This window comes from Microbacterium oleivorans (assembly GCF_001644225.1).
Classification (GTDB): Bacteria; Actinomycetota; Actinomycetes; order Actinomycetales; family Microbacteriaceae; genus Microbacterium; species Microbacterium gawkjiense.
The window spans coordinates 150,224-171,063 of the sequence record NZ_LSTV01000002.1 but is presented as its reverse complement, the minus strand read 5'-3'; the positions used below and the strand labels follow the sequence as shown (position 1 = coordinate 171,063).

The following is a 20,840-nucleotide window of genomic DNA, read 5'->3' as shown; positions in this document are numbered from 1 at the left end:
CACATGAGCCCCAAGAAGGACGCGGTGATCACCGCCGCACCGGCCATCGCCCTGCCCGACGACTTCCAGGATCGCGTGTTCAAGGCGATCGCTGTGCAGCGGCCGGCAGCGACGGCGTACATCAAGGAGATTCGGCGCAAGAAGCCGAGCGCGACACCCGCCGAGGTTATGAAGACGATCGAGTCGCAGTACGTCGCGACCACGACGGCCGCGAGTGCAGCGATCGGCGCTTCGGCCTCCATCCCCGCCGTGGGTGTTCCTATCGCCATCGGGCTCGGAGTCGGCGACCTCATCTTCTTCTACGAGACCACCGCGCTGTTCGCGCTGTGCATGGCCGAGCTTCGCGGCGTGCCGGTCGACGACCCGGACCGAGCGAAGGCGATCGTGCTCGGCGCGCTCCTCGGTGAGAAGAAGAAGAATCAGGTCACGTCGATGGTGCTCGCCGCGCTTCCTGCGGGCGCGTCCATCGCCGGAGCGCGTGGGGCGGCGGGGCTTGTCGCATCGAATGCCGCTCCGAAGTGGGGTGACCTGCTGTCGCAGCAGCTTCCTGACTCGGCACTCGTCCCCGTCACCATCGTGCTTGCTCGGGAGGCGATCGCGAAGGGCGCCGTCATGGGTACCGTGAAGATCAGCTCCAAGGCGATCCCCGTGATCGGCGCCGCAGCCGGCGCCGCCACGAGCTTCTACTTCGGCAGCAGCGTCGTGAAGTCATGCCGGACCGGCTTCTCGGCGCCCGCCGAGGAGTGGCCCGGGTGGCTGGAGCTCGTCGATGAAGACGGAGACGGCATCCCGGATCCGTCCAAGGCGGTGATCGCGATGCGCGCTGCTTCCGAGTCCGCGAAGGAGTTCGGCGAGAACGTCTGGGAGCGCATGGTCGACGCGACGGAGATGTTCCGGAGCGTCGACATCGACGGTGACGGGATTCCCGACGCTCCGCGCGCTGTCACTGCGGTGAAGGACGCGGCCAACGCGGTTGGTGGTGCTGCCAGTGGAACGGCGAAGGCGGTGGGCGGTGCGGCGGTCGGTTCCGTGCGCGCGGTGGGCAACGCGGCATCCGGCACCGCGAACGCTGTCGCCGGTCTGTTCAAGCGCGACAAGAAGAAGCAGCCTTCGGGCGAACCCCATAGCGACGACGGTCACGATGTCGCCGAGGCGGACGAGCCGGCATGACGCCTCTGTCCGAGGCCGACTGGGAGAACGACGCGCTCGAGACGCTCGCCGAGCCTCTCGGCTGGCGCCCGCTCCACGGCGATCAAGTCGCGCCCGGCACAGGCGAGCGCGACGCGTGGGATGAATTGCTGATCCGACCGCGCCTGCTCGAGGCACTTCGCAGGCTTAACCCGGGCATCCCCGGCGAGTATCTGCAGCAGGCGGTCGCGGAGATCGCGGCGCCGAAGTCGCAGGATGGGCTCACCGAGAACCACCGCATCCACCAATACCTCGTCAGCGGATATCCGCTGAGCTATATCGACCTCGACGGCATCGAACAGAACCCGCGGCTCCGACTGCTCGGCAACGACCCGTCGGACAACGACTGGCTCGCCGTCAACCAGCTGACGCTCCGGCGTGGTGACCTGCACCGTCGCTTCGACATCGTGCTGCTCGTCAACGGGATGCCGCTCGTCATCGTCGAGCTGAAGCGTGCCGGCTCGGCATCCACCGGCGTCGCCCCGGCGCATGCGCAGTTGCAGACGTATCTGCGCGAGTTCCCGATGGTGTTCCGGTTCTGCGTGCTCACGCTCGCGACCGATGGCATCGATGCGAAGTACGGCACTCCGTTCACGCCGTTGAACCACTTCGCGCCGTGGAACGTGGACGACGACGGCAACCCGCTCGCGCAGCCGCGGATCGAGGACGGGGTGTCCGTCGAGCCGATCGACGACGCGCTCAACGGGCTGTTCAACCAGGAGCGGTTCCTGCAGCTCGTGCGTAACTTCACCGCGTTCGATGAGAACGCCGACGGGCTCACCAAGCGCATCGCGAAGCCGCACCAGTACTTCGCCGTGACGAAGGCGGTCGGCTCAACGGTGCAGGCGGTCGAGACCAACGGCAAGGCCGGGGTGGTCTGGCACACGCAGGGGTCGGGCAAGTCGATGGAGATGGAGCTGTACACGAATCTCGTGTCGCGGCATCCGAAGCTCAAGAACCCCACCGTCATCGTCGTCACCGACCGCACTGAACTCGACGGGCAGCTATTCCAGACCTTCGACCAGAGCCTGCTGCTCGCCGAGAAGCCCGTCCAGGTGCGCGAGCGCGCACAGCTGCGCGACGAGCTGCGCAATCGGGTGACCGGCGGCATCTACTTCACGACGCTGCAGAAGTTCGGGCTCACCGAGACCGAGAAGGCGTCGGGAACGCAGCATCCGCTCCTCACCGACCGCCGCAACGTGATCGTCGTCGTCGACGAGGCGCACCGCAGCCACTACGACGACCTTGACGGGTACGCCCGCCACCTGCGCGATGCCCTCCCGAACGCGACGCTCATCGCCTTCACCGGGACGCCGATCTCGTTCGCCGAGCGCAACACGCGCGACGTCTTCGGCGAGTACATCGACGTCTACGACCTCACCCGGGCGGTCGACGACGGTGCGACCGTGCCCGTCTACTTCGAGCCGCGGCTGATCAAGGTGTCGTTCGCCGACGGCTCGAGCGAGGAGGACATCGACCGCGCTGCCGACGAGTACACGATCGGACTCGACGACACGGAGCGTGCGCGGCTCGAGGCATCCGTCGCCGTCGTCAACGCCGTCTACGGGGCGCCGGAGCGCATCGAGACACTCGCGGCCGATCTCGTTCAGCACTGGGAGGAGCGGCGAGAGCGGATGAAGCCGTTTCTCGAATCTCCCGGCAAGGCGCTCATCGTCGGCGGCACGCGCGAGATCTGCGCGCGGCTGTATGCCGAGATCGTCCGGCTGCGGCCCGACTGGCACTCCGACGCGCTGGATGCCGGCAAGATCAAGGTCGTCTACTCGGGGTCGGCATCCGATCAGCCACCCGTGAGCGATCACGTGCGCCGGGACTCGGAGAACAAGGCGATCAAGGCCCGGCTGAAGGATGCCGACGACGAGCTCGAACTTGTCATCGTCAAGGACATGATGCTGACGGGCTTCGACGCCCCGCCGCTGCACACGCTTTACCTCGACCGGCCGCTCAAAGGTGCGCTGCTGATGCAGACCCTCGCGCGCGTCAACCGCACGTTCCGCGGCAAGGAGGACGGCCTTCTCGTCGCGTACGCGCCGCTTGCCGACAATCTCGCGAACGCCCTCGCCGAGTACACGACCTCGGACCGCGAGAACAAGCCCGTCGGACGAGACGTCGACGAAGCGGTCGCGATCGCCGCCGAGCTCGTCGCCCAGATCCGCGACATGCTCGCCGGCTGCGACTGGCGGGAGATCGTCGCGCGCGGCGGCTCCCGCGCCTGGCGGACGGCGGCAACCACCGCCACCAACTTCCTGCGCGACGCGGCGAACCCGCTGAACGATCCGGACCTCGGGAACGATCGGCTCTCGGCGCGGTACCGCGCCGCCACCGGACGCCTCGCGCGGGCGTGGGCCCTCGCGTCGGGCCGAGACGGACTGGCGGAGCTGCACGACGAGATCGCGTTCTACGAAGAGGTCCGTGTGTGGATGGCGAAGTTCGACGCCGCCGAACGGCAGTCGCGTGACGAACCCGTCCCCGAAGAGATCTCGCGTCTGCTCGGATCTCTCGTCGCCGACTCCATCGCCCCGGGCGACGTCCTCGACATCTACGACGCAGCCGGGCTCCCGCGACTCGCCCTCGACAACCTCGGGCCCGAGTTCCTCGCCAAGGCCCAGGCGGCACCGAACGCGCACCTCGCGATCGAGGCGCTCCGCAAGTCGCTCACCGACGCAGGCGCGAGCGCGACCCGCGGCAACCTGGTTCGTCAGCGGGCGTTCTCGGAGCGGATCGCGGAGATCATGAACCGGTACACGAACCAGCAGCTGACCTCCGCTGAGGTGATCGCGGCGCTGGTGGAGCTGGCGAAGGAGGTCGCCGCCGAGGCATCCCGCGGCACTCAGTTCTCCCCGCCGCTGTCGAGCGACGAGCTCGCTTTCTACGACGCGGTCGCGACCAACGAGTCGGCGGTCGACGTGCAGGGGGAGGACGTGCTGGCGCAGATCGCCCGAGAGCTCGTCTCGGTGATGCGCCGCGACGTCCGCACCGACTGGACTGTGCGTGACGACGTGCGCGCCAAACTGCGCTCGTCGATCAAGCGGCTGCTCGTTAAGTACAAGTACCCGCCCGACAAGCAGCCCGAGGCGATCAAGCTCGTCATGGATCAGATGGAGTCGATGGCGCCGCGGTATGCAGATGACCGGACGAAGTGAGGCAGACCAGAACAGCACGCGGGGCAAGGCTCCACGCGGCCCTGTAGAGGCGTGCGGCGCGCCCGAGGTTTCTGAGGTCGATCCGCGCACGTGAGGTCGCGAGCAGGCCGCTAACACCCCGCTAGCAGGTCGGTAGGGCGGACTCGTCGCCTTTCGCCGGCTCTACTTCAACCTCGACGGCACCGCCAAGAGTGATGCGAGCCGCTCCACCTGCGCTCGAGAGAGCTTGCCCTGCCGCATCCGCCGCAGTTGCCGGCCAAGCCAGTAGGCGAGGCGTCGCTCGACGGGATCTTCGGATCGGATGCGCGTCTTCATGGCTGCCGCAGCGACCATGGACCCCCGAATTACCGGTTCCTAACTCTGCCCCGGATCGTGCGGTGGCGTTGCGCACGCGAAGGTGTTCGCCGGTCGCGTGGCTGGCAGACGTTCTGCGGTCTTCGATGGAGCGCGTAGTGGTTGAGCTGCCCGCCCCGTTACGGGCCACGGTGCGTGAAAGCGACGCTATCCGGTGATGAGTCGGTCACGCATCGACGGATGCACCCTGCCACTGGTAACCATCTCGGGCGACCTTGTCGAGAGGTCGGGGGAGCAAGCCGCAGAGCGCGGACCGTGCTAAAAACCGAGGTGGTCGGGATGAAGTCGTTCGATTACTTAAGCGAACAAAGTCACGGACTTCCGCGAACAACCCGTGGAGGGGCTGACGGGAATCGAACCCGCGCTGTCTGCTTGGGAAGCAGAAGTTCTGCCATTGAACTACAGCCCCGTGCGCCCGGAGGCACCCGGCAAGCCTAGCAAGACCGGGAGCCGTTCGACCGAACGCAGACCGGGAGTGCCGGTCAGTCCGTGGCGGCGGGCGGCTGTCCCGGGCCCTGCGGCGGCTGTCCGGGGTGCGGCGGCTGCCCGGGGTGCGGCGGCTGGCCCCCCGGGTACCCGCCGCCGGGGTAGGGCGGCCCGGGGCGCGGCGCGAAGACCATGCCGCTCTCCTGCATCGCGCGCAGCATCCCGTTCTTCACCGCCGTCCGCTGGATGAGGTAGCCCACCCAGATCATGAGGGCGATGAAGCCCAGGTAGAGCACGATCATGAGGATCACGAAACCGGCGCCGAGCCCTGCGTACTGTCCGTAGCTGTCCATGCCCGCACCCTATCGGCGGGTGCGACATCAGTCACGCACGGCGAGCGAGCACACCACGACGAGCACGCCGAGCCCCGCGACGAGGCCCGCCAGGGCGAGCCACCCACCTGCCGTCCACGCGGCAGCGCCCACCGTGCCGATGACGCTCGAGCCCACGTAGTACGCGACGCTGTACAGCGCGACGGCGTGCTGCCGCCCCGACCCGCCCGCGCGAGCGGTGGCCGCGTTGGCGGTCGCGTGCGCGAGGAACATCCCCGCCGTGATGAGGAGGATGCCGGCGACGATCACCGCCACGCCTGACGCGATCGTCAGGGCGGCGCCGACGGTCATCAGGGCCCCGCCGGCGACCAGCGGCATCCGCGTTCCCCATCGGTGGACGAGCGCGCCCGACAGGCGCGAGGTCACGGTGCCCGACAGGTACGTCAGGAACACCAGCGACACCGCCGTCGCGCTCAGGAAGTACGGCGCCGCCTCGAGTCGGAAGCCGATCGCGTTGAACACGGCGACCATCGCGCCCACGACCATCGCCCCGATCGCGTACAGCGGCAGCGCCCGCACGTTGATCGCCTGGCGTCCGAGCGTCCGCAGACTGCTGCGCAACGGCACGACGCCGTGCGGCGCGGTCGCCGGCAGCAGCACGGCGAACAGCACCGTGAGTGCCGCCGCCAGCACCCCCATCAGCTCGAGCGACACGCGCCACCCGACGAGCTCGCCCACCGGCGCGGCGACCAGCCGGCCCGCCAGCCCGCCGACGCTCGTCGCCGCCACGTAGGCGCTAGCGGCGACCCCGGCGCGATGCGGACCGGCCGCCTCGTGCAGGTAGGCGACCGCCAGGGCCGGGATGCCGCCGAGCGCCGCCCCGAGTAGGAACCGCCCCGCGAGCAGCCCGGCGAACCCCGGCAGCAGGGGCGACGCGACCGCGATGACCGCGGCGGCCACCGCTGCGACCTGCAGCATCCGTCGGCGTCCGAAGCGGTCGGCGGCCAGCGCCCACGGCAGGATCGCGAGGGCGAGGCCGAGCGTGGCCGACGACACGACCCACGAGGCGTCGGCGGCGGTCAGGCCGTAGGTCTCGGCGATGCCGGTCAGTAGCCCCTGCGGGGCGTACAGCACGCCGAAGGTCGCGATCCCCGTCGTCCACATCGCCGCACCGAGCCGACGCGGAGCGGCGGTCACGGTCGGGATGTCGAGAGTCGTCACCCACCCCACGGTAGGCATACTTCTCATCCGGATCCAATACCGGTTGTCGGCGAGGGATACCATCGGCGCATGAGTCGCCTCGCCGCGCTGCTGTCGCACCTGCCCCTCCTCGACGCGCTCGGCCGCGACGAGCACGTCACCCGTGCGGCGCAGGCCCTCGGCGTCCCGCAGCCGAGCGTGAGCCGCGCGCTCCGGCAGCTCGAGGCGCAGCTGGGCGTCGCGCTCGTGGCGCCCGAGGGTCGCGGCATCCGTCTCACCCCCGCGGCGAAGCGGATGCTGCCCGGCGTCCGCGTCGCCCTCCGCGCCGCGCAGGACGCCATCGACTCGCTCGACGAGGCGCGCGCGACCGTCTCGCTCGCCTTCCAGAACTCGCTCGGCGAGAACCTGGTGCCCCGCCTCGTCCGGCGCCTCCGCGAGGACCGCCCCGACATCCAGGTCCGCCTCTGGCAGGGCGCGCGCGACGCGTGCCTGGCCGCGCTCGCCTCGGGGCGCACCGACCTCGCGATCGTCTCGGGGGCCGCCGCGGCGGGCGAGGCATCCGTCCACCTGTACGACGAGCCGCTCGTCGCCGTGGTGCCCGCCGGGCACCGCCTCGCGACCACCCGCCGGGTCACGCTCGCCGACGTCGTCGCCGAGACCCACGTGACCCTCAAACCGGGCTACGGCCTGCGCCGCACCCTCGAGCAGCTCGTCGCCGCCGAGGACACCGAACTGCGCATCGCCTTCGAGGGCGACGACCTGCGCACCCTCCACGGCCTCGTCGCGGCGGGCCTCGGCATCGCCGTCGGGCCCGAGGTGCCGCATCCGCTCGACGGCTGCGTGCAGCGGCCCATCGACGATTCCCGCGCGGTGCGCGACATGGGCGCCGTCTTCCACCCCGGCACCCGATCGCCCGCCGTCGACGACGTGCTGCAGGTGCTCATCGACGTCGCCCGCGTCTGAGCCGCCCTCCCGGCGCGGCAGAATCGAGGACAACGGATGCGACGGAGGCTGCAGTGCGCGCGATGATCATGGACCGGATCGCCGGTCCCCTCACCGTCACCGAGGTGCCCGACCCGGTCGCCCCCGACGGCGGCGCGGTCGTCGAGGTGCACGCCACGGGGCTGTGCCGCAGCGACTGGCACGCGTGGGTCGGGCACGACGACATCGCCCTGCCCCACGTTCCCGGGCATGAGCTCGCGGGCGTGGTCGCGTCCGTCGGGCCCGGCGTCGACCGGTGGAACGTCGGCGACCGCGTGACAGTCCCCTTCGTCTGCGGATGCGGCCGGTGCGAATGGTGCCTCGCCGGCGACGCCCAGGTGTGCCCGAACCAGGAGCAGCCCGGCTTCACCCACTGGGGCTCGTTCGCCGAGCGCGTCGCGATCCACGCCGCCGACCGCAACCTCGTCGCCGTGCCCGAGGGGATCTCGCTCGAGTCCGCTGCCGCACTCGGATGCCGCTTCGCCACCGCCTACCGCGCCCTCACCGCGCGTGCCCGCCTGCGTGCGGGGGAGTGGGTCGTCGTCGTCGGCGCCGGGGGGGTCGGTCTCAGCGCCGTCATGATCGCGACGGCGCTCGGCGCGCGGGTCGTCGCCGTCGACCGCTCCGCCGCATCCCTCGACGTCGCGCGCGGTCTGGGCGCGGAGCACGTCGTCCGCGCCGACGGCTCCGACATCCCCGCCGCGGTCCACGAGGTGACCGGAGGCGGCGCGCACGTGTCGGTCGACGCGGTCGGCAGCGAGCAGACCTGCGCCGACGCCGTCCTCAGCCTGCGCCGCCGTGGCCGGCACGTGCAGGTCGGGCTGCTGCCCTCGGCATCCGGTCTTTCCGCGGTGCCCATGGCCCGGGCCATCGCGTGGGAGCTCGATCTGCTCGGCAGTCACGGCATGGCCGCCGAGGATTACCCCGGGATGCTGCAGCTCATCGCCCGCGGCACGCTCCGCCCGCAGGACCTCATCGAGCGGACGGTGTCGCTCGACGAGGCAGCTCAGCTGCTGCCCGCCATGGATACCGCGGCGCCCGCGGGGATGACGATCATCGACCCGCGGCGCTGACCGGCGCCGGCAGGAGCAGCGCATCGAGCGCGACCCGCATCGCGGCGACGGGATCGGTGCCGTCGGCCAGCCAGCGCACCTGGATGCCCTCCCACATCCCGATGACGAGGTCGGCGAGCATCGCGGCATCCGTCGTGGCGGTCACCCGCCCGAGCGATCGGTCGTAGTCGATCGCCGCGGCGTACTCGGGGATGACGTCGGCGTACCGTGCGCGCAGCCACGCGTGCGCCTCGTGGTCGGCGTGCGTGGCCTCGGCCTGCACGACCGTGAACATCCGCACGAGTTCGCGCCGACCGAGGTTGCGCTCGACGATCGTGAGCACGGTCGGGATGAAGCCGTCGCGCGCGGCGCGCTCGGAGAAGTCGGTGTCGGCGGCATCCTCCTGCGACAGGACCGCGGCCAGCAGCGACACCTTCGTCGGAAAGTGATGCATGACCGTCGTGAGGCTGAGGTCGAGCTGCTTCGCGATCTGGCGCAGCGACCCGCCGCGGTAGCCGTGCGTGCCGAAGACGGCCGTCGCGCTCGCGATGATCTCGCTGCGCCGCGCGGCGGACTTCGCGTAGGGGCCCCGGGCGGGCGCTTCGGTCATGACGGCAGTGTAGATCGACTGAAACCGTGCAGATGCACGTTTTTGGGACTAGCGTGGTCGCGTGCAGAACTACCGCTGGGTGAAGGACGGCTCGCAGCAGCCCGGGACGATGCGCTACGGCGCCGACTACAACCCGGAGCAGTGGCCGCGCGAGGTGTGGGATGACGACGTGCGGCTCATGCGCGAGGCGGGGGTCAACATCGTCTCGCTCGGGATCTTCTCGTGGGGCCTTCTCGAACCGCGCCCCGGCGAGTACGACTTCGCGTGGCTCGACGAGATTATCGACCTGCTGCACGCGAACGGCATCGACGTCGACCTCGCGACGGCGACGGCCTCACCGCCCTCGTGGATGGCGCGCCGGCATCCCGAGATCCTTCCGCAGACCGTGGACGGGACAATCCTCTGGCCCGGCGCCCGCCAGCACTGGCGGCCGACGTCGCCGGTCTTCCGCGAGTACGCCCTGCGTCTCGTGCGCGCGCTCGCCGAGCGCTACGGCGATCACCCCGCCGTCGTCGCGTGGCACATCTCGAATGAGCTGGGATGCCACAACCTCTACGACTACTCCGATGACGCCGCCCGCGCGTTCCGCGTCTGGCTCGAAGCGCGCTACGGCACGATCGAGGCGCTCAACGACGCGTGGGGCACGGCCTTCTGGTCGCAGCACTACGAGGAGTGGGACGAGATCCTGCCGCCGCGCTCCGCGCCCACGATCCGCAATCCCGGACAGCAGCTCGACTTCGAGCGGTTCTCGTCGGATGCCGTCCGCGACCACCTGCGGGCCGAGGCCACGGTGCTCGCCGAGGTGACCCCCGGCATCCCGCGGACGACGAACTTCATGGTCGCGCAGAACGTCCGCGACATCGACTACCCCTCGTGGGTGCCCGACGTCGACTTCGTCTCGAACGACCACTACCTGCGACCGGGCGAACTCGGCCGCGACGACCTGTCGTTCTGGGCGAACCTCACCGGCAACATCGCCGGCGGGCTGCCGTGGTTCCTCATGGAGCACGCGACGAGCGCCGTGAACTGGCGCGAGGTGAACCCGCCGAAGCGGCCCGGCGAGCTGATGCGCGATGCGCTGACCCACGTCGGGCACGGCGCCGACGCGGTCTGCTACTTCCAGTGGCGGCAGTCGCGCGCCGGCGGCGAGCGGTACCACTCCGGCATGGTGCCGCACGCGGGCGAGCACAGCCGGGTGTTCCGCGACGTCGTGGCCCTCGGCGGGGCGCTGCGCGACCTCGCGCCCGTACACGGCTCGCGGCGTGAGACCGCGCGCGTCGCGATCGTCTTCGACTACGAGTCGTGGTGGGTCAGCGGGCGCGACGCCCACCCGACCGATGCGCTCGCGTACGACGCCGAGGCGCTCGCCTGGTACCGCGCGCTGCTCGACCTCGGGGTGCGCGCCGATGTGATCCCGATCGGCGCGTCATTCGACGGCTACGAGGTGCTCATCGCCCCGATGCTGCACGTCGTCCCCGATGGGCTGCGTTCCCGTCTGACGTCGTTCTCGGATGCCGGTGGCCACCTCGTCACAACGTACTTCTCGGGCATCGTCGACCAGAACGACCGCGTCTGGCTCGGGGGGTACCCCGGCGCACTGCGCGAGCTGCTCGGCGTGGCGGTCGAGGAGTTCGTGCCGCTGCTGCCCGGCGAGCGCGTCGCGCTCGCCTCGGGTGCAGCGGCGAGCGCCTGGACCGAGCGGATCGTGCACGTCGGCGACGACGTCGAGGTGCTCGATACCTACGCCGAGGGTGACCTGGCGGGTGCGCCCGCGGTGACCCGCCGGCGGCTGCGCGCGGGTGGGTCGGCGACCTACATCTCGGCCGACATCGGCCGGGACGGTGTGCGCGGCGTGCTGGCGGGGCTCGGGCTGGCCGCGCTCTCGGGCGACCCGCGGTCGGCCGACGGCCGGCTCGACGTCATCGAGCGCGGCGACGCCGAGGCGCGGTACGTCTTCCTCTCGAACCGCACCGACGACGAGGTCGTGGCGCCGGTGCACGGCGACGTGCTCGTCGGCCGCGCCTCGGCATCCGGTGTCCTCGTGCCGCCGCGGGGTGTGGTGGTCGTCCGCGTCGGGCGGTGACGCGCCGGGCGGCCAGTAGGCTGGCCGCGTGCTGCTCAGCGACCGCGACATCCGACTCGAGATCGACGGGGGCCGCATCGGCCTCGACCCGTGGGACCCGGCGATGGTCCAGCCCTCGAGCGTCGACGTGCGGCTCGACCGGTACTTCCGGCTGTTCGACAACCACAAATACCCGTTCATCGACCCGGCCGAGGACCAGCCCGAGCTGACCCGGCTGATCGAGGTCGCCCCCGACGAGCCGTTCATCCTGCACCCGGGCGAATTCGCCCTCGGCGCGACGTTCGAGCAGATCACGCTGCCCGACGACGTCGCCGCGCGCCTCGAGGGCAAGAGCTCGCTCGGTCGCCTCGGGCTGATCACCCACTCGACGGCGGGGTTCATCGACCCCGGTTTCTCGGGTCACGTGACGCTCGAGCTCGCGAACGTCGCGACCCTGCCGATCAAGCTGTGGCCGGGCATGAAGATCGGGCAGTTCTGCTTCTTCCGCCTGACCTCGCCCGCCGAGAACCCCTACGGCACCGGCTCCTACAAGAACCGGTACCAGGGGCAGCGGGGGCCGACGGCATCCCGCTCGTTCCAGAACTTCCACCGCACCGACGTCGGCACGACCGACGCGGGTGCGAAGGGGAATTGAGCGCGCTCAGTCCTGCTGCGCCTGCGCGTAGCCACGGCTGAAGCCGCGCTCGTACGCCTCGGCGACCGCCGGATGCTGCGCGAAGCCGGCGCGCCCGCCGCAGCCGTGACCGTGGTGTCCGTGCCGCTCGTGGTGTCCGAACCGGCCGGGCTCGCCGTGGGCGAACCCGGGGTGCGGGAACCGGCCGCCGTAGCCGGGGCCGAAGCCGCGACCGAAGCGTCGGCCGAACGGGCCGCGCGGACCGCGGTGCTCCCGTCCGGGGCGGGACGGCATCGGCTGGGACTCGTCCCAGCCGAGTTCGCGGGCGATCGCGTCGAGCGAGCGGATCATCGCGTCGAGGTCGTCCTGGGGGACGGCGGCGGTGATCAGGTTCTGCACGTCGGCGACGATCTCGTCGCGACGAGCGGATGCCTCGGGTCCGGCCTCGTCCAGCTGTCGGCGCACCTCGCGGGAGAGCAGACGGTGGACGAGCTTGAGGCGGAAGCCGAGGGGCAGGGTGTGGTTGTCATGCGGGGTGTTCATGGGGTGTCCTTCCGAGACGTCGTGTCACCGGCGGGCTCTCCGCGATGACCATTGCATGTCATTGTGCAAGTACATGCAGTGTGACATGCAATCGTGACTCATGTCAAGTGACATGAATCGACCGTCGGGCGGTATCGTCGAGGGGTGACCGATCCGACCGGCGATCTCGACGCCCTGCTGGCGGCCTTCGCGCAGATGCGCCCCCGCGGCGGTCCGCACCGCCATCACGGCGGCGGTCCTCACGCGCACGGGCCGCACGACGGCGGCACGCCCTGGATGCGCGGCGGTCCGGGTGGCCCGGGTTTCGGTCCGGGGATGCGGCTGGCGGGCGCGCCTGCCCGAATCCGTCTTCTGGACGCCCTCGTCCACGCCGAGCACCCGCTGTCGGTCAGTGAGATCGCCGACGCGATCGGCGTCGACCAGCCGCGCGCCTCGCGCCTCGTGCAGCAGGCGGTCGAGATGGGGCTCGCGGCCCGTGAGGCCGACCCCGACGACGCGCGCCGCACCCGTATCGCGCTGACCCCCGAGGGCCGTCGCCGCGCGGGGGACTTCCGTGGCGAGCGGCGCGAGCGGCTCACCCGCGCGCTCGCCGACTTCACCGATGACGAGCGCGCCGAGCTCGTGCGCCTGCTCGGCAAGCTCGCCGCGTCCTGGCCCCGCGACTGACCCGCTAACCCGGACACCGGCGCCGGCGCAAGAAGGTGAGTGGATCAGGGCGTTCTGACACCCTGGAGAGGTGAGCACCGAGCAGAGATCCGATTCCGACGCCGCGATCGTCCCCGACAAGGTGGGCAGTGGCACGAGCCCCGCCGCCTTCACACGCGCCATCGCGCCGTGGGTGTTCTGGCCCGCCGCAGTCCTGATCCTCGGGTTCAGCCTGTTCGCGATCATCCTCCCCGAGCAGGCGGAGGCGTTCTTCGGCGGGGTGCAGACGACGATCGTCAACGCCTTCAACTGGTACTACGTCCTCATCGCGGCCTTCTTCGTGGCGTTCGCCGTCTTCATCGGTTTCAGCCGCTTCGGAGACATCAAGCTCGGTCGCGACGACGACGAGCCCGAATTCTCCACCGGGGCATGGTTCTCACTGCTGTTCGCTGCGGGTATGGGGATCGGGCTGGTCTTCTACGGTGTGAGCGAGCCGCTCAGTCACTTCGTCGACCCGCGCCCCGGAGTGGAGGGCACCTCCGCCCAGCTCGCGAGCAGCGCACTGACGCAGACCTACCTCCACTGGGGCGTGCAGGCCTGGGCGATGTACGTCGTGGTCGGCGTTGCGCTCGCGTACGCGATCCATCGCCGCAAGCGTCCGATCTCGATCCGATGGGCGCTCGAGCCCCTGCTCGGAAAGCGGGTCCATGGAGCGGCCGGCAACGTCATCGACGCCGTCGCACTCGTCGGGACGCTCTTCGGCGTCGCGACCTCGCTCGGCCTGGGGGTCACCCAGATCGGCTCGGGGCTCTCTGCAGCGGGGATGCCGGAGCTCAACGAGTTCACCGAGATCATCCTCATCTTCGTCATCTCCCTCTTCGTGCTCATGTCCGTGATCTCGGGGGTCACGAAGGGTATGAAGTGGCTGTCGAGCCTCAACCTGATCCTCGCGGGGGTTCTCCTCGTCTTCCTGCTCTTCGCCGGCAGCACGGAGTATCTGCTGCGCGAATGGGTGCAGTCGATCGGCGCCTACATCCAGAACTTCGTCGGCCTCTCGTTCACCGTGAGTGCGTTCCAGGGCACGGCCGGTGAAGAGTGGCAGGCGTCGTGGACCTCGTTCTATTGGGGCTGGTGGATCTCGTGGGCGCCGTTCGTCGGCATCTTCATCGCGCGCGTCAGCAAGGGACGCACGGTGCGCCAGTTCGTCGCCGGTGTGTTGCTCGTGCCGACGCTCGTAGGCGTCATCTGGTTCGCCGTCCTCGGCGGCTCGGCGATTCTGAAGGAGACGACCGATCCCGGCTCGATGCTCGGCGCCGACGGCAAGGTTGATCTCCAGGGGGCGTTGTTCCAGCTGTTCTCGTATCTCCCCGGCGGCGCGGTTCTCACCATCGGCGCGATCGTCCTCATCGCGGTCTTCTTCGTGACCTCCGCCGACTCGGGAGCCCTCGTCATGGGCATGATCGCCTCCGGGGGCAACCCGGAACCGAAGCGCTGGGTGCGGGTGTTCTTCGTCGCGCTGACCGCAGTGCTTGCGAGCGCGCTGCTTCTCGCAGGTGGTCTACAGGCGCTGCAGACCGCAGCGATCCTCATCGCCCTGCCGTTCTCGGTCGTGATGCTGCTGATGTGCTGGTCGACGGTGCTCGCCTTCCAGCGCGAGCGGGCGGCGTATGCGCGCGCCGAGCGTCGACGGTTCGTCGCCGACATCGGCGACCACTACGGCCTCGAGGTCGAGGAGCCCAACGAGCGGGGGATCAGCCTGCCTGCGTTCGTGCGCCGGGCGATCCCCGCGCGGCGCGCTCACGACGACTGAACTCCCGTGGGGCCGGGGGCGGGGCGACTGAACCGCCCCGCCCCCGGACTCAGACGGTCTCGAACAGGAGCGCGAACGACGCGTCGCGCGCCGGCAGGCGGTACCGGGGCAGCACGCCCGGGCCGCACGTCGCGGTGCCGACGCCCGACTGCGCGATGTCGATCGAGACGTGCGTCGCGGTCGGCTCGGGCAGCAGCGATGCGTGCGACGTGCTGCTGAGGGTCGTGCGGTCCCACGGCGACACCGTGAGCGCCACACCCGCGTCGAGCGCCTCGCCGCCGACCACGCTCACGCGCACGCCGCCCTCGGTCGTGCGGATGACGGCGGTGCGCACCCCTCGCCGCGAGCCGCTCTCCTGCGGTCGGACGTGAGGGGTGACGAGTTCGTCGGCCGCCGCCTGGAACCACCCGAAGTGCACACCCGAGTCGGTGTCGGGGTAGCTGGGTCCCGGGCCGAGACCGGCGAAGTCCATGCCGAGCGGTGCGCCGGCGAGGGTGACGTCGATGCCCAGCCGTGCCCAGTCGACGGTCCACGAGAACGGTGCCTTCTCGATCCACGAGTTGTCCCACGACCCGATGCTGCGCAGGTCGAGCTCGAGCAGCATCCCCTCGGGCACGCGTGACCAGCGCCACAGCGCATCGACGCCGCTGTCGAACGACGGGGCGCCGACGCGGGTGTCGACGACGAGGGCCGCGGCGTCCGCCTCGATTCTGCGGACACGGGTCTGCATCCGGTCGATCCGGGCCAGCGCCCAGCGCTCCGCCATCGGGGGCAGGGTGGGCTCGTCCCAGCCGGGGAACAGGTCGTTGTCGGTCGGCGCGCGCCAGATGCCGATGCCGGGACCCTCGACGACGTCGAGCGAACCGAGCCGCAGCGGGCGTCCGCGCCGGTCGAACCCGTCGGCGTGGGGAGCCGTGCCGGCGCCCACGAGCGGCACACCGGTGCGCACCTGCTGACCGGTCGCGACGACGTGGCCGGCCGCGGCCCAGTCGGTCGCGTCGCGCAGTGCGGCGTCGACGGTCAGCACGTCCGCGACGCGCGGCTCGCCGGTCGCGCGGGCCTCGGCCGGCAGGCCGATCCGCTCGCGCTGCCGGGGGCCGACGGCGGGGACCGCCAGCTCGCCCTGCGCCACGACCTCGCCGTCGACCTCGCGACGCCACCGGAAGGTGAGGTGGTCCGTGTCGACGTGGTCGTAGCGGTTCTGCAGCAGGATGCCGCGACGGTCGGCATCCACCCCGATCACGACGGGCGCGATGATCGCGGCGTAGTCGACGAGCCCCGGACGGGGTTCGCGGTCGGCGCTGATCAGGCCGTCGATGACGAAGTTGTGGTCGTGGACCGATTCGCCGAAGTCGCCGCCGTAGCGGAACGCGCGGCGGCCGCTCTCGTCCTCGATCGCGATCGCGTGCTCGACCCACTCCCAGATGAAGCCGCCCGCGAGGCGCGGGAAGCGCTCGTAGAGCTCCCAGTACTCCTTCACGCCGCCGGGGCTGTTGCCCATGGCGTGGCCGAACTCGCAGTGCACGAACGGCAGCGACCGGCGCCGCAGCTCGGCGGCGCGGATGTCGGCCGGCGGGATCGCGTCGGCCTCCTCGCCGATCTCGCGGACCTCGTCGTGCGAGGCGTACATGCGCGAGTACACGTCGGTGTCGCGGCTCGAGCGGTCGCCCTCGTAGTGGATGAGGCGGGTGTCGTCGTTCTCGCGCACCCATCGTGCCATCGCGCGGATGTTGCAGCCCGCGCCTGACTCGTTGCCGAGCGACCACATGATGACGCTGGGGTGGGTGCGGTCGCGCGTGACGGTGCGGCGGATACGGTCGACGAAGGATGCCTCCCACGCCGGGTCGTCGCTCGGGTTGCCGCGCCACGAGACGTACTCGTACTCGTGGGTCTCGAGGTCGCATTCGTCGATGACGTAGAGGCCCAGCTCGTCGGTCAGGTCGAGGAACTCCGGATGCGGCGGGTAGTGCGACGTGCGCACGGCGTTGATGTTGTGCTGCTTCATCAGCACGAGGTCGCGGCGGGCGAGCTCGGTGGTGTGCACGCGTCCGCGCTCGGGGTCGTGCTCGTGACGGTTCACGCCGCGCAGCATGATCGGCCGGCCGTTGAGGGTGAGCACGCCGCCGTCCGCGCGCACGCGACGGAAGCCGAGACGCACCGACACGGTCTCGGATGCCGTGGCGAGGGTCGCGTCGTAGAGGCGCGGCGTCTCGGCCGACCACGGCGCCACGACGCCCGCGTCGACGGCGCTCCGACCGGCGGGCACGTCGGCACGGATCCCGAGCTCGGGCACCTCGAGCACGGCGGCCGCGGAGGTCGTCACCTCGACCGTGCCGTGCCCGGACTCGTGATCGAAGTCGCCCGTGAGGACGGCGTCGTCGATGCCGCCGACGGGGCGGGCGAGCAGGGTGACGCTCCGGAAGATGCCCGGCAGCCACCACATGTCCTGGTTCTCGAGGTAGGTGCCGTCCGAGAACTGCGCGACACGCACCGCGACGACGTCGCCGGTGCCGGTGAGCACGTCGGTGACGTCGAACTCGTGCGTCAGGCGGCTGCCGCGGGTCGAGCCGAGGCGCGTTCCGTTGACGAACACGTCGGCGGCGGACTCGATGCCGTCGAAGCGCAGGAGCGCGCGGCCCCCGGCATCCGTCACCCGTCGGATCGCGTCGTCGACGTCGATGCGACGCACGTAGTCGCCGACCGGGTTCTCGTCGGGCGGGTAGGGCGGGTCGATCGGGAACGGGAACTGCACGTTCGAGTACGCCGGGGTGCCGAAGCCGCTCATGTTCCAGTGCGCGGGCACGGTGATCTCGTCCCAGCCCTCGGTCTCGCCACGCGCCCACTCGTCCTGCGGCGCGAGCGCCGGCGAGGGCGAGAGGCGGAATCGCCAGGCGCCGTCGAGCGACTGGGTGGGGGCGTCGCTTCGCAGGCGGGTGCGCGGGGCGACGGATCCGTCGCCGGGACCGATCCGGGCGACGTCGAAGGCGGTCATCGCGCGGCCTCCGCGGGCAGCGACGCAGGGCTCAGCCGCGACGCGGCGGCGGCGTCGAGGACGAGCGTCACGCGGTCGTGGCGCTGCAGGAAGGATGCCGGCAGGTCGGTCGTCTGCGGTCCTTCGACGGCGCGGGCGACGGCCTCGGCCTTCGACTCGCCCCACGCGATCAGGACGATCTCGCGGGCGTCGAGGATGGTGCCGATGCCCTGCGTGAGCGCGTGCGTGGGGACGAGACCGGCGTCGCCGTCGAAGAAGCGGCTGTTGTCGGCGACCGTCCGCGGCGCGAGTTCGACGACGCGGGTGCGGGAGTCGGGGGCGGAGCCGGGCTCGTTGAAGCCGATGTGACCGTTGGCGCCGATGCCGAGGATCTGCAGGTCGACGCCACCGGCCCCCGCGATCGCGGCCTCGTAGCGTGCCGCGGCCTCGGCCGGGTCGGTCGCCGCGCCCTCGGGGACGTGGACGCGCGCGGGGTCGAGCCCGAGCGGTCCGGTGACCTCGCGGGCGATGACGGAGTGGTAGCTCTCGGGGTGGTCGACGGGCAGGCCGACGTACTCGTCGAGGGCGAAGGCGGCCGCGCGCGACAGGTCGAGGCCGTCCGCCACCCGCGCGGTGAGCGCCCGGTAGAGCGGTTGCGGGCTGGACCCCGTCGCGACACCGAGGACGGGGGAGGCGAGGTCGGCGACCGAGGCGGCGACGACCGCCGCGGCGATCTCGCCGGCGCCGGCGGCATCGGGGGAGAGCAGGATCCTCACGAGAGCACCTTTCGGGGGGAGAGCGAATCGCGGCGGGCGACCGCGAGGGCGAGGGCGCCGACGACGGGGGGTTCGTCGAGCACGTGGAGTCGGAGCGCACCGTCACGCCGCTGCAGTTCGGTCCGCAGGAGGTCGGCGAGCACGGGCTGGGCGGTCATGACGCCGCCCGCGGCGATGACGTCGGCGCCCCGCGCGCCGCGGCGGCGGACGGCGACGACGGCGTCGGCGAGGTGGGCGGCCGAGGCTGCGACGACCTCGTGCGCGAGCGGCGAGCCGTCGGCATCCGCCGCGAAGACCTGCGGGGCGAAACCGCCCCACGCCGCCTCGCTCGCCTCGGCCTGGAACCGCAGCGCCAGGTCGACGTAGTCGACGGCGCCGAACGCGTCGAGGAAGCGCGCGGCGAGCGGGTCGGCCATCGCCGCCGCACCGTCGCGGTCGACGGCGCGCAGCAGTGCGACGGCGGCGCGACGGGCGATCCCGGGCGCGCTCGCGTCGTCGGCGATCAGCCAGCCGTAGCCGTCGGCGGTCACCGGTTCGCCCTCGCCGTCGAAACCGACGATCACCGAGCCGGTGCCCGCGATGACGCAGACGGCGGCCTCGAGCCCCATCGCCGGGGCGAGGAGTACCGCATCGTTCACCACCTCGACGTGGCCCGGCATCCGCTCGGCCAGCAGCGCGGTCGCCTGCAGTCGCTGGCGGGTGCTGTCGATGCCGTGCGCGCCGACGATCGTCACCTCGGGCGCGGTGCCGACGGTGTCGAGGACGAGCCGGGCGAGCCGGTCGAAGTTCGCCGCGTGGTCGAAGATCGCGCCCTCGCGCCACACCTCGCTCGGGACGACGCGGTCGAGGACCGTCCCGTCGACGAGCGCGCGCAGCTGGGTCTTCGTGCCGCCGACGTCGACGCCGACGACGGGCCCGGTGGTCTCGGTGAGGTCAGGCAAGGTAGACCGCCCCCTTCACGTGGTCGATGATCAGCTGTCCGATGCCGACGAGGGCGGCGTCCTCGCCCAGTGCGCCGACGACGACGGCGGGCGGGCGGGGGATGCGGCCCTCGAGGCGCCGGGTGACGCCGCCGACGAGCAGGTCGGTGCGCCGCGGCAGGCGGCCGGCGAGGATGACGACGCGGCAGTCGAGGATGACCGACAGGGCGGCGACCGACATCGCGATGTGGTCGAGCAGACGCTCGGCGTCCGCACCGCCCGACGCGCTCTCGTCGTCGAGGACGGCCATGGTGGATGCCTCGGCTCCGCCGGCCCCGCCGAGGGCGAGCACCCGCGTCTCGAGGTCGCCGCCGGTCGGACGCGGCTGCGAGAACGCCTGCGGGTCGGTGATGAGGTAGCCGATCTCGCCCGCGGCGGCGCCCGCGCCGCGCACGAGGCGGTCGCCCGAGACGATCCCGGCGCCCACGCCGATGCCGAACACGAGCGCCGCGAGATCTCCCGTGCCCTGACCCGCGCCGTGCGTCCACTCGCCGATCGTCACGGCGTTCGCGTCGTTCTCGACGACGACGGGCAGCCCCGTGCGGGTCTGCAGCGCGTCGCGGACGGCGACGCCGTTCCAGCCGAGCTCGACCGAGTCGCTCACCGCGCCGCCCGCGTCGACGACACCGGGCACCGACAGGCCGATCCCCTGCGCCGGGCTGCCGATCTCGGCCGCGACGCGGATGAGGCGGTTGGCGAGGACGCCGACCCCCTCGAGGCGCGACGACGCCGTCAGGTGGCCGTCGGCATCCTGCAGCTGCTGGGTCTCGGTGTGACGGGTCTCGCCGTCCAGGTCGATGAGGGCGCCGCGGGCGATCGCCGAGGTGACGTCGACGGCGACGACCGTGCGGGCCTCGCCGAGGTGGCGGTAGCGGTGGGTGGGGCGGCCGACGCCGCCGGTGTCGCGTTCGACGCCGAGCAGGCCCTCCTCGACCATGCGCGCGCACAGGCGGTGGACCGTGGCCGAGGCGAGCCCCGTGGCCGCGACGAGCTCGGCGCGACCCAGGGGTCCGGCGGTGCGGAGCGCGTCGAGGATCGCGGTGCGGTTGATGCGGGTGACGTCGGCGTTGGTCGCCGTGCCCCTGTTCCCCGCTGCCCGCACGCCGTTCACGGAT

16 protein-coding genes and 1 tRNA gene are annotated in these 20,840 nt (G+C 71.4%); 8 read left to right on the top strand and 9 right to left on the bottom strand.

From position 1 onward, the window contains the following. The first annotated feature begins 3 nt into the window (after positions 1-3). Both AYL44_RS07370 and AYL44_RS07365 read left to right on the top strand, forming a co-directional pair. Positions 4-1,170 (top strand): hypothetical protein, encoded by a 1,167-nt coding sequence (locus AYL44_RS07370; RefSeq protein WP_064002641.1) that lies wholly within the window; start codon positions 4-6, stop codon positions 1,168-1,170. Further along, positions 1,167-4,349, top strand: coding sequence for a type I restriction endonuclease subunit R (locus AYL44_RS07365; RefSeq protein WP_064002640.1), 3,183 nt, complete (start codon positions 1,167-1,169; stop codon positions 4,347-4,349). Before AYL44_RS07370 ends, AYL44_RS07365 begins: the two co-directional genes overlap by 4 nt. A gap of 689 nt (positions 4,350-5,038) precedes the next feature. Here the strand turns inward: AYL44_RS07365 and AYL44_RS07360 are convergent. The 3 genes from AYL44_RS07360 to AYL44_RS07350 form a co-directional block, all read right to left on the bottom strand. Continuing rightward, positions 5,039-5,112: transfer RNA gene (locus AYL44_RS07360), tRNA-Gly, on the bottom strand. Between the two features lie 73 nt (positions 5,113-5,185). After that, positions 5,186-5,482, bottom strand: coding sequence for a hypothetical protein (locus AYL44_RS07355; protein WP_064002639.1), 297 nt, complete (start codon positions 5,480-5,482; stop codon positions 5,186-5,188). Positions 5,483-5,509: 27 nt separating this feature from the next. Continuing rightward, positions 5,510-6,682: an MFS transporter gene (locus tag AYL44_RS07350; protein WP_064002638.1), complete on the bottom strand. Its 1,173-nt coding sequence runs from the start codon at positions 6,680-6,682 to the stop codon at positions 5,510-5,512. Positions 6,683-6,751: 69 nt separating this feature from the next. On the opposite strand from AYL44_RS07350, the gene AYL44_RS07345 reads away from it, so the two are divergent. Both AYL44_RS07345 and AYL44_RS07340 read left to right on the top strand, forming a co-directional pair. Then, the gene (locus AYL44_RS07345; protein ID WP_064002637.1) at positions 6,752-7,624 is read left to right on the top strand and encodes a LysR substrate-binding domain-containing protein; all 873 of its coding nucleotides are present in this window, start codon (positions 6,752-6,754) and stop codon (positions 7,622-7,624) included. Positions 7,625-7,677: 53 nt separating this feature from the next. After that, entirely contained in the window at positions 7,678-8,715 is a 1,038-nt protein-coding gene (locus AYL44_RS07340; RefSeq protein ID WP_064002636.1) for a zinc-dependent alcohol dehydrogenase family protein, read from the top strand. On the opposite strand, the gene AYL44_RS07335 is transcribed toward AYL44_RS07340, so the two are convergent. Beyond that, entirely contained in the window at positions 8,696-9,304 is a 609-nt protein-coding gene (locus AYL44_RS07335) for a TetR/AcrR family transcriptional regulator (protein WP_064002635.1), read from the bottom strand. The two genes, AYL44_RS07340 and AYL44_RS07335, sit on opposite strands and share 20 nt — an antisense overlap. Before the next feature lie 61 nt (positions 9,305-9,365). Here AYL44_RS07335 and AYL44_RS07330 point away from each other — a divergent pair, with 61 nt between their 5' ends. Beyond that, complete coding sequence (locus AYL44_RS07330) at positions 9,366-11,387, top strand: beta-galactosidase (protein WP_064002634.1); 2,022 nt, start codon at positions 9,366-9,368, stop codon at positions 11,385-11,387. A gap of 28 nt (positions 11,388-11,415) precedes the next feature. Further along, the gene (gene dcd, locus AYL44_RS07325; RefSeq protein WP_064002633.1) at positions 11,416-12,021 is read left to right on the top strand and encodes a dCTP deaminase; all 606 of its coding nucleotides are present in this window, start codon (positions 11,416-11,418) and stop codon (positions 12,019-12,021) included. Positions 12,022-12,027: 6 nt separating this feature from the next. On the opposite strand, the gene AYL44_RS07320 is transcribed toward dcd, so the two are convergent. Then, positions 12,028-12,543 carry a hypothetical protein gene (locus AYL44_RS07320; RefSeq protein ID WP_064002632.1) on the bottom strand — a complete coding sequence of 172 codons (516 nt, stop codon included), beginning with the start codon at positions 12,541-12,543 and terminating at the stop codon, positions 12,028-12,030. A 144-nt stretch (positions 12,544-12,687) separates the two neighbouring features. On the opposite strand from AYL44_RS07320, the gene AYL44_RS14400 reads away from it, so the two are divergent. Both AYL44_RS14400 and AYL44_RS07310 read left to right on the top strand, forming a co-directional pair. Then, a complete protein-coding gene (locus AYL44_RS14400) occupies positions 12,688-13,209 on the top strand; it encodes a MarR family winged helix-turn-helix transcriptional regulator (protein ID WP_082886142.1) in 522 nt (173 codons plus the stop codon). Between the two features lie 70 nt (positions 13,210-13,279). Next, a complete protein-coding gene (locus AYL44_RS07310; RefSeq protein WP_419865919.1) occupies positions 13,280-14,998 on the top strand; it encodes a BCCT family transporter in 1,719 nt (572 codons plus the stop codon). 49 nt (positions 14,999-15,047) lie between these two features. Here AYL44_RS07310 and AYL44_RS07305 read toward each other — a convergent pair whose 3' ends face one another. Genes AYL44_RS07305 through AYL44_RS07290 form a run of 4 tightly spaced genes read right to left on the bottom strand, consistent with a single transcriptional unit; the run spans position 15,048 to position 20,836 of the window. Then, a complete protein-coding gene (locus tag AYL44_RS07305; RefSeq protein WP_064002631.1) occupies positions 15,048-17,990 on the bottom strand; it encodes a glycoside hydrolase family 2 TIM barrel-domain containing protein in 2,943 nt (980 codons plus the stop codon). After that, entirely contained in the window at positions 17,987-18,745 is a 759-nt protein-coding gene (locus AYL44_RS07300; protein WP_064002630.1) for a glucosamine-6-phosphate deaminase, read from the bottom strand. The genes AYL44_RS07305 and AYL44_RS07300 overlap by 4 nt, the downstream gene beginning before the upstream one ends. Then, a complete protein-coding gene (locus tag AYL44_RS07295) occupies positions 18,742-19,686 on the bottom strand; it encodes a BadF/BadG/BcrA/BcrD ATPase family protein (protein WP_064002629.1) in 945 nt (314 codons plus the stop codon). Before AYL44_RS07295 ends, AYL44_RS07300 begins: the two co-directional genes overlap by 4 nt. Beyond that, on the bottom strand, positions 19,679-20,836 hold the full coding sequence (locus AYL44_RS07290; protein ID WP_064002628.1) for an ROK family transcriptional regulator: 1,158 nt from the start codon (positions 20,834-20,836) through the stop codon (positions 19,679-19,681). The genes AYL44_RS07295 and AYL44_RS07290 overlap by 8 nt, the downstream gene beginning before the upstream one ends. Positions 20,837-20,840 lie beyond the last annotated feature (4 nt).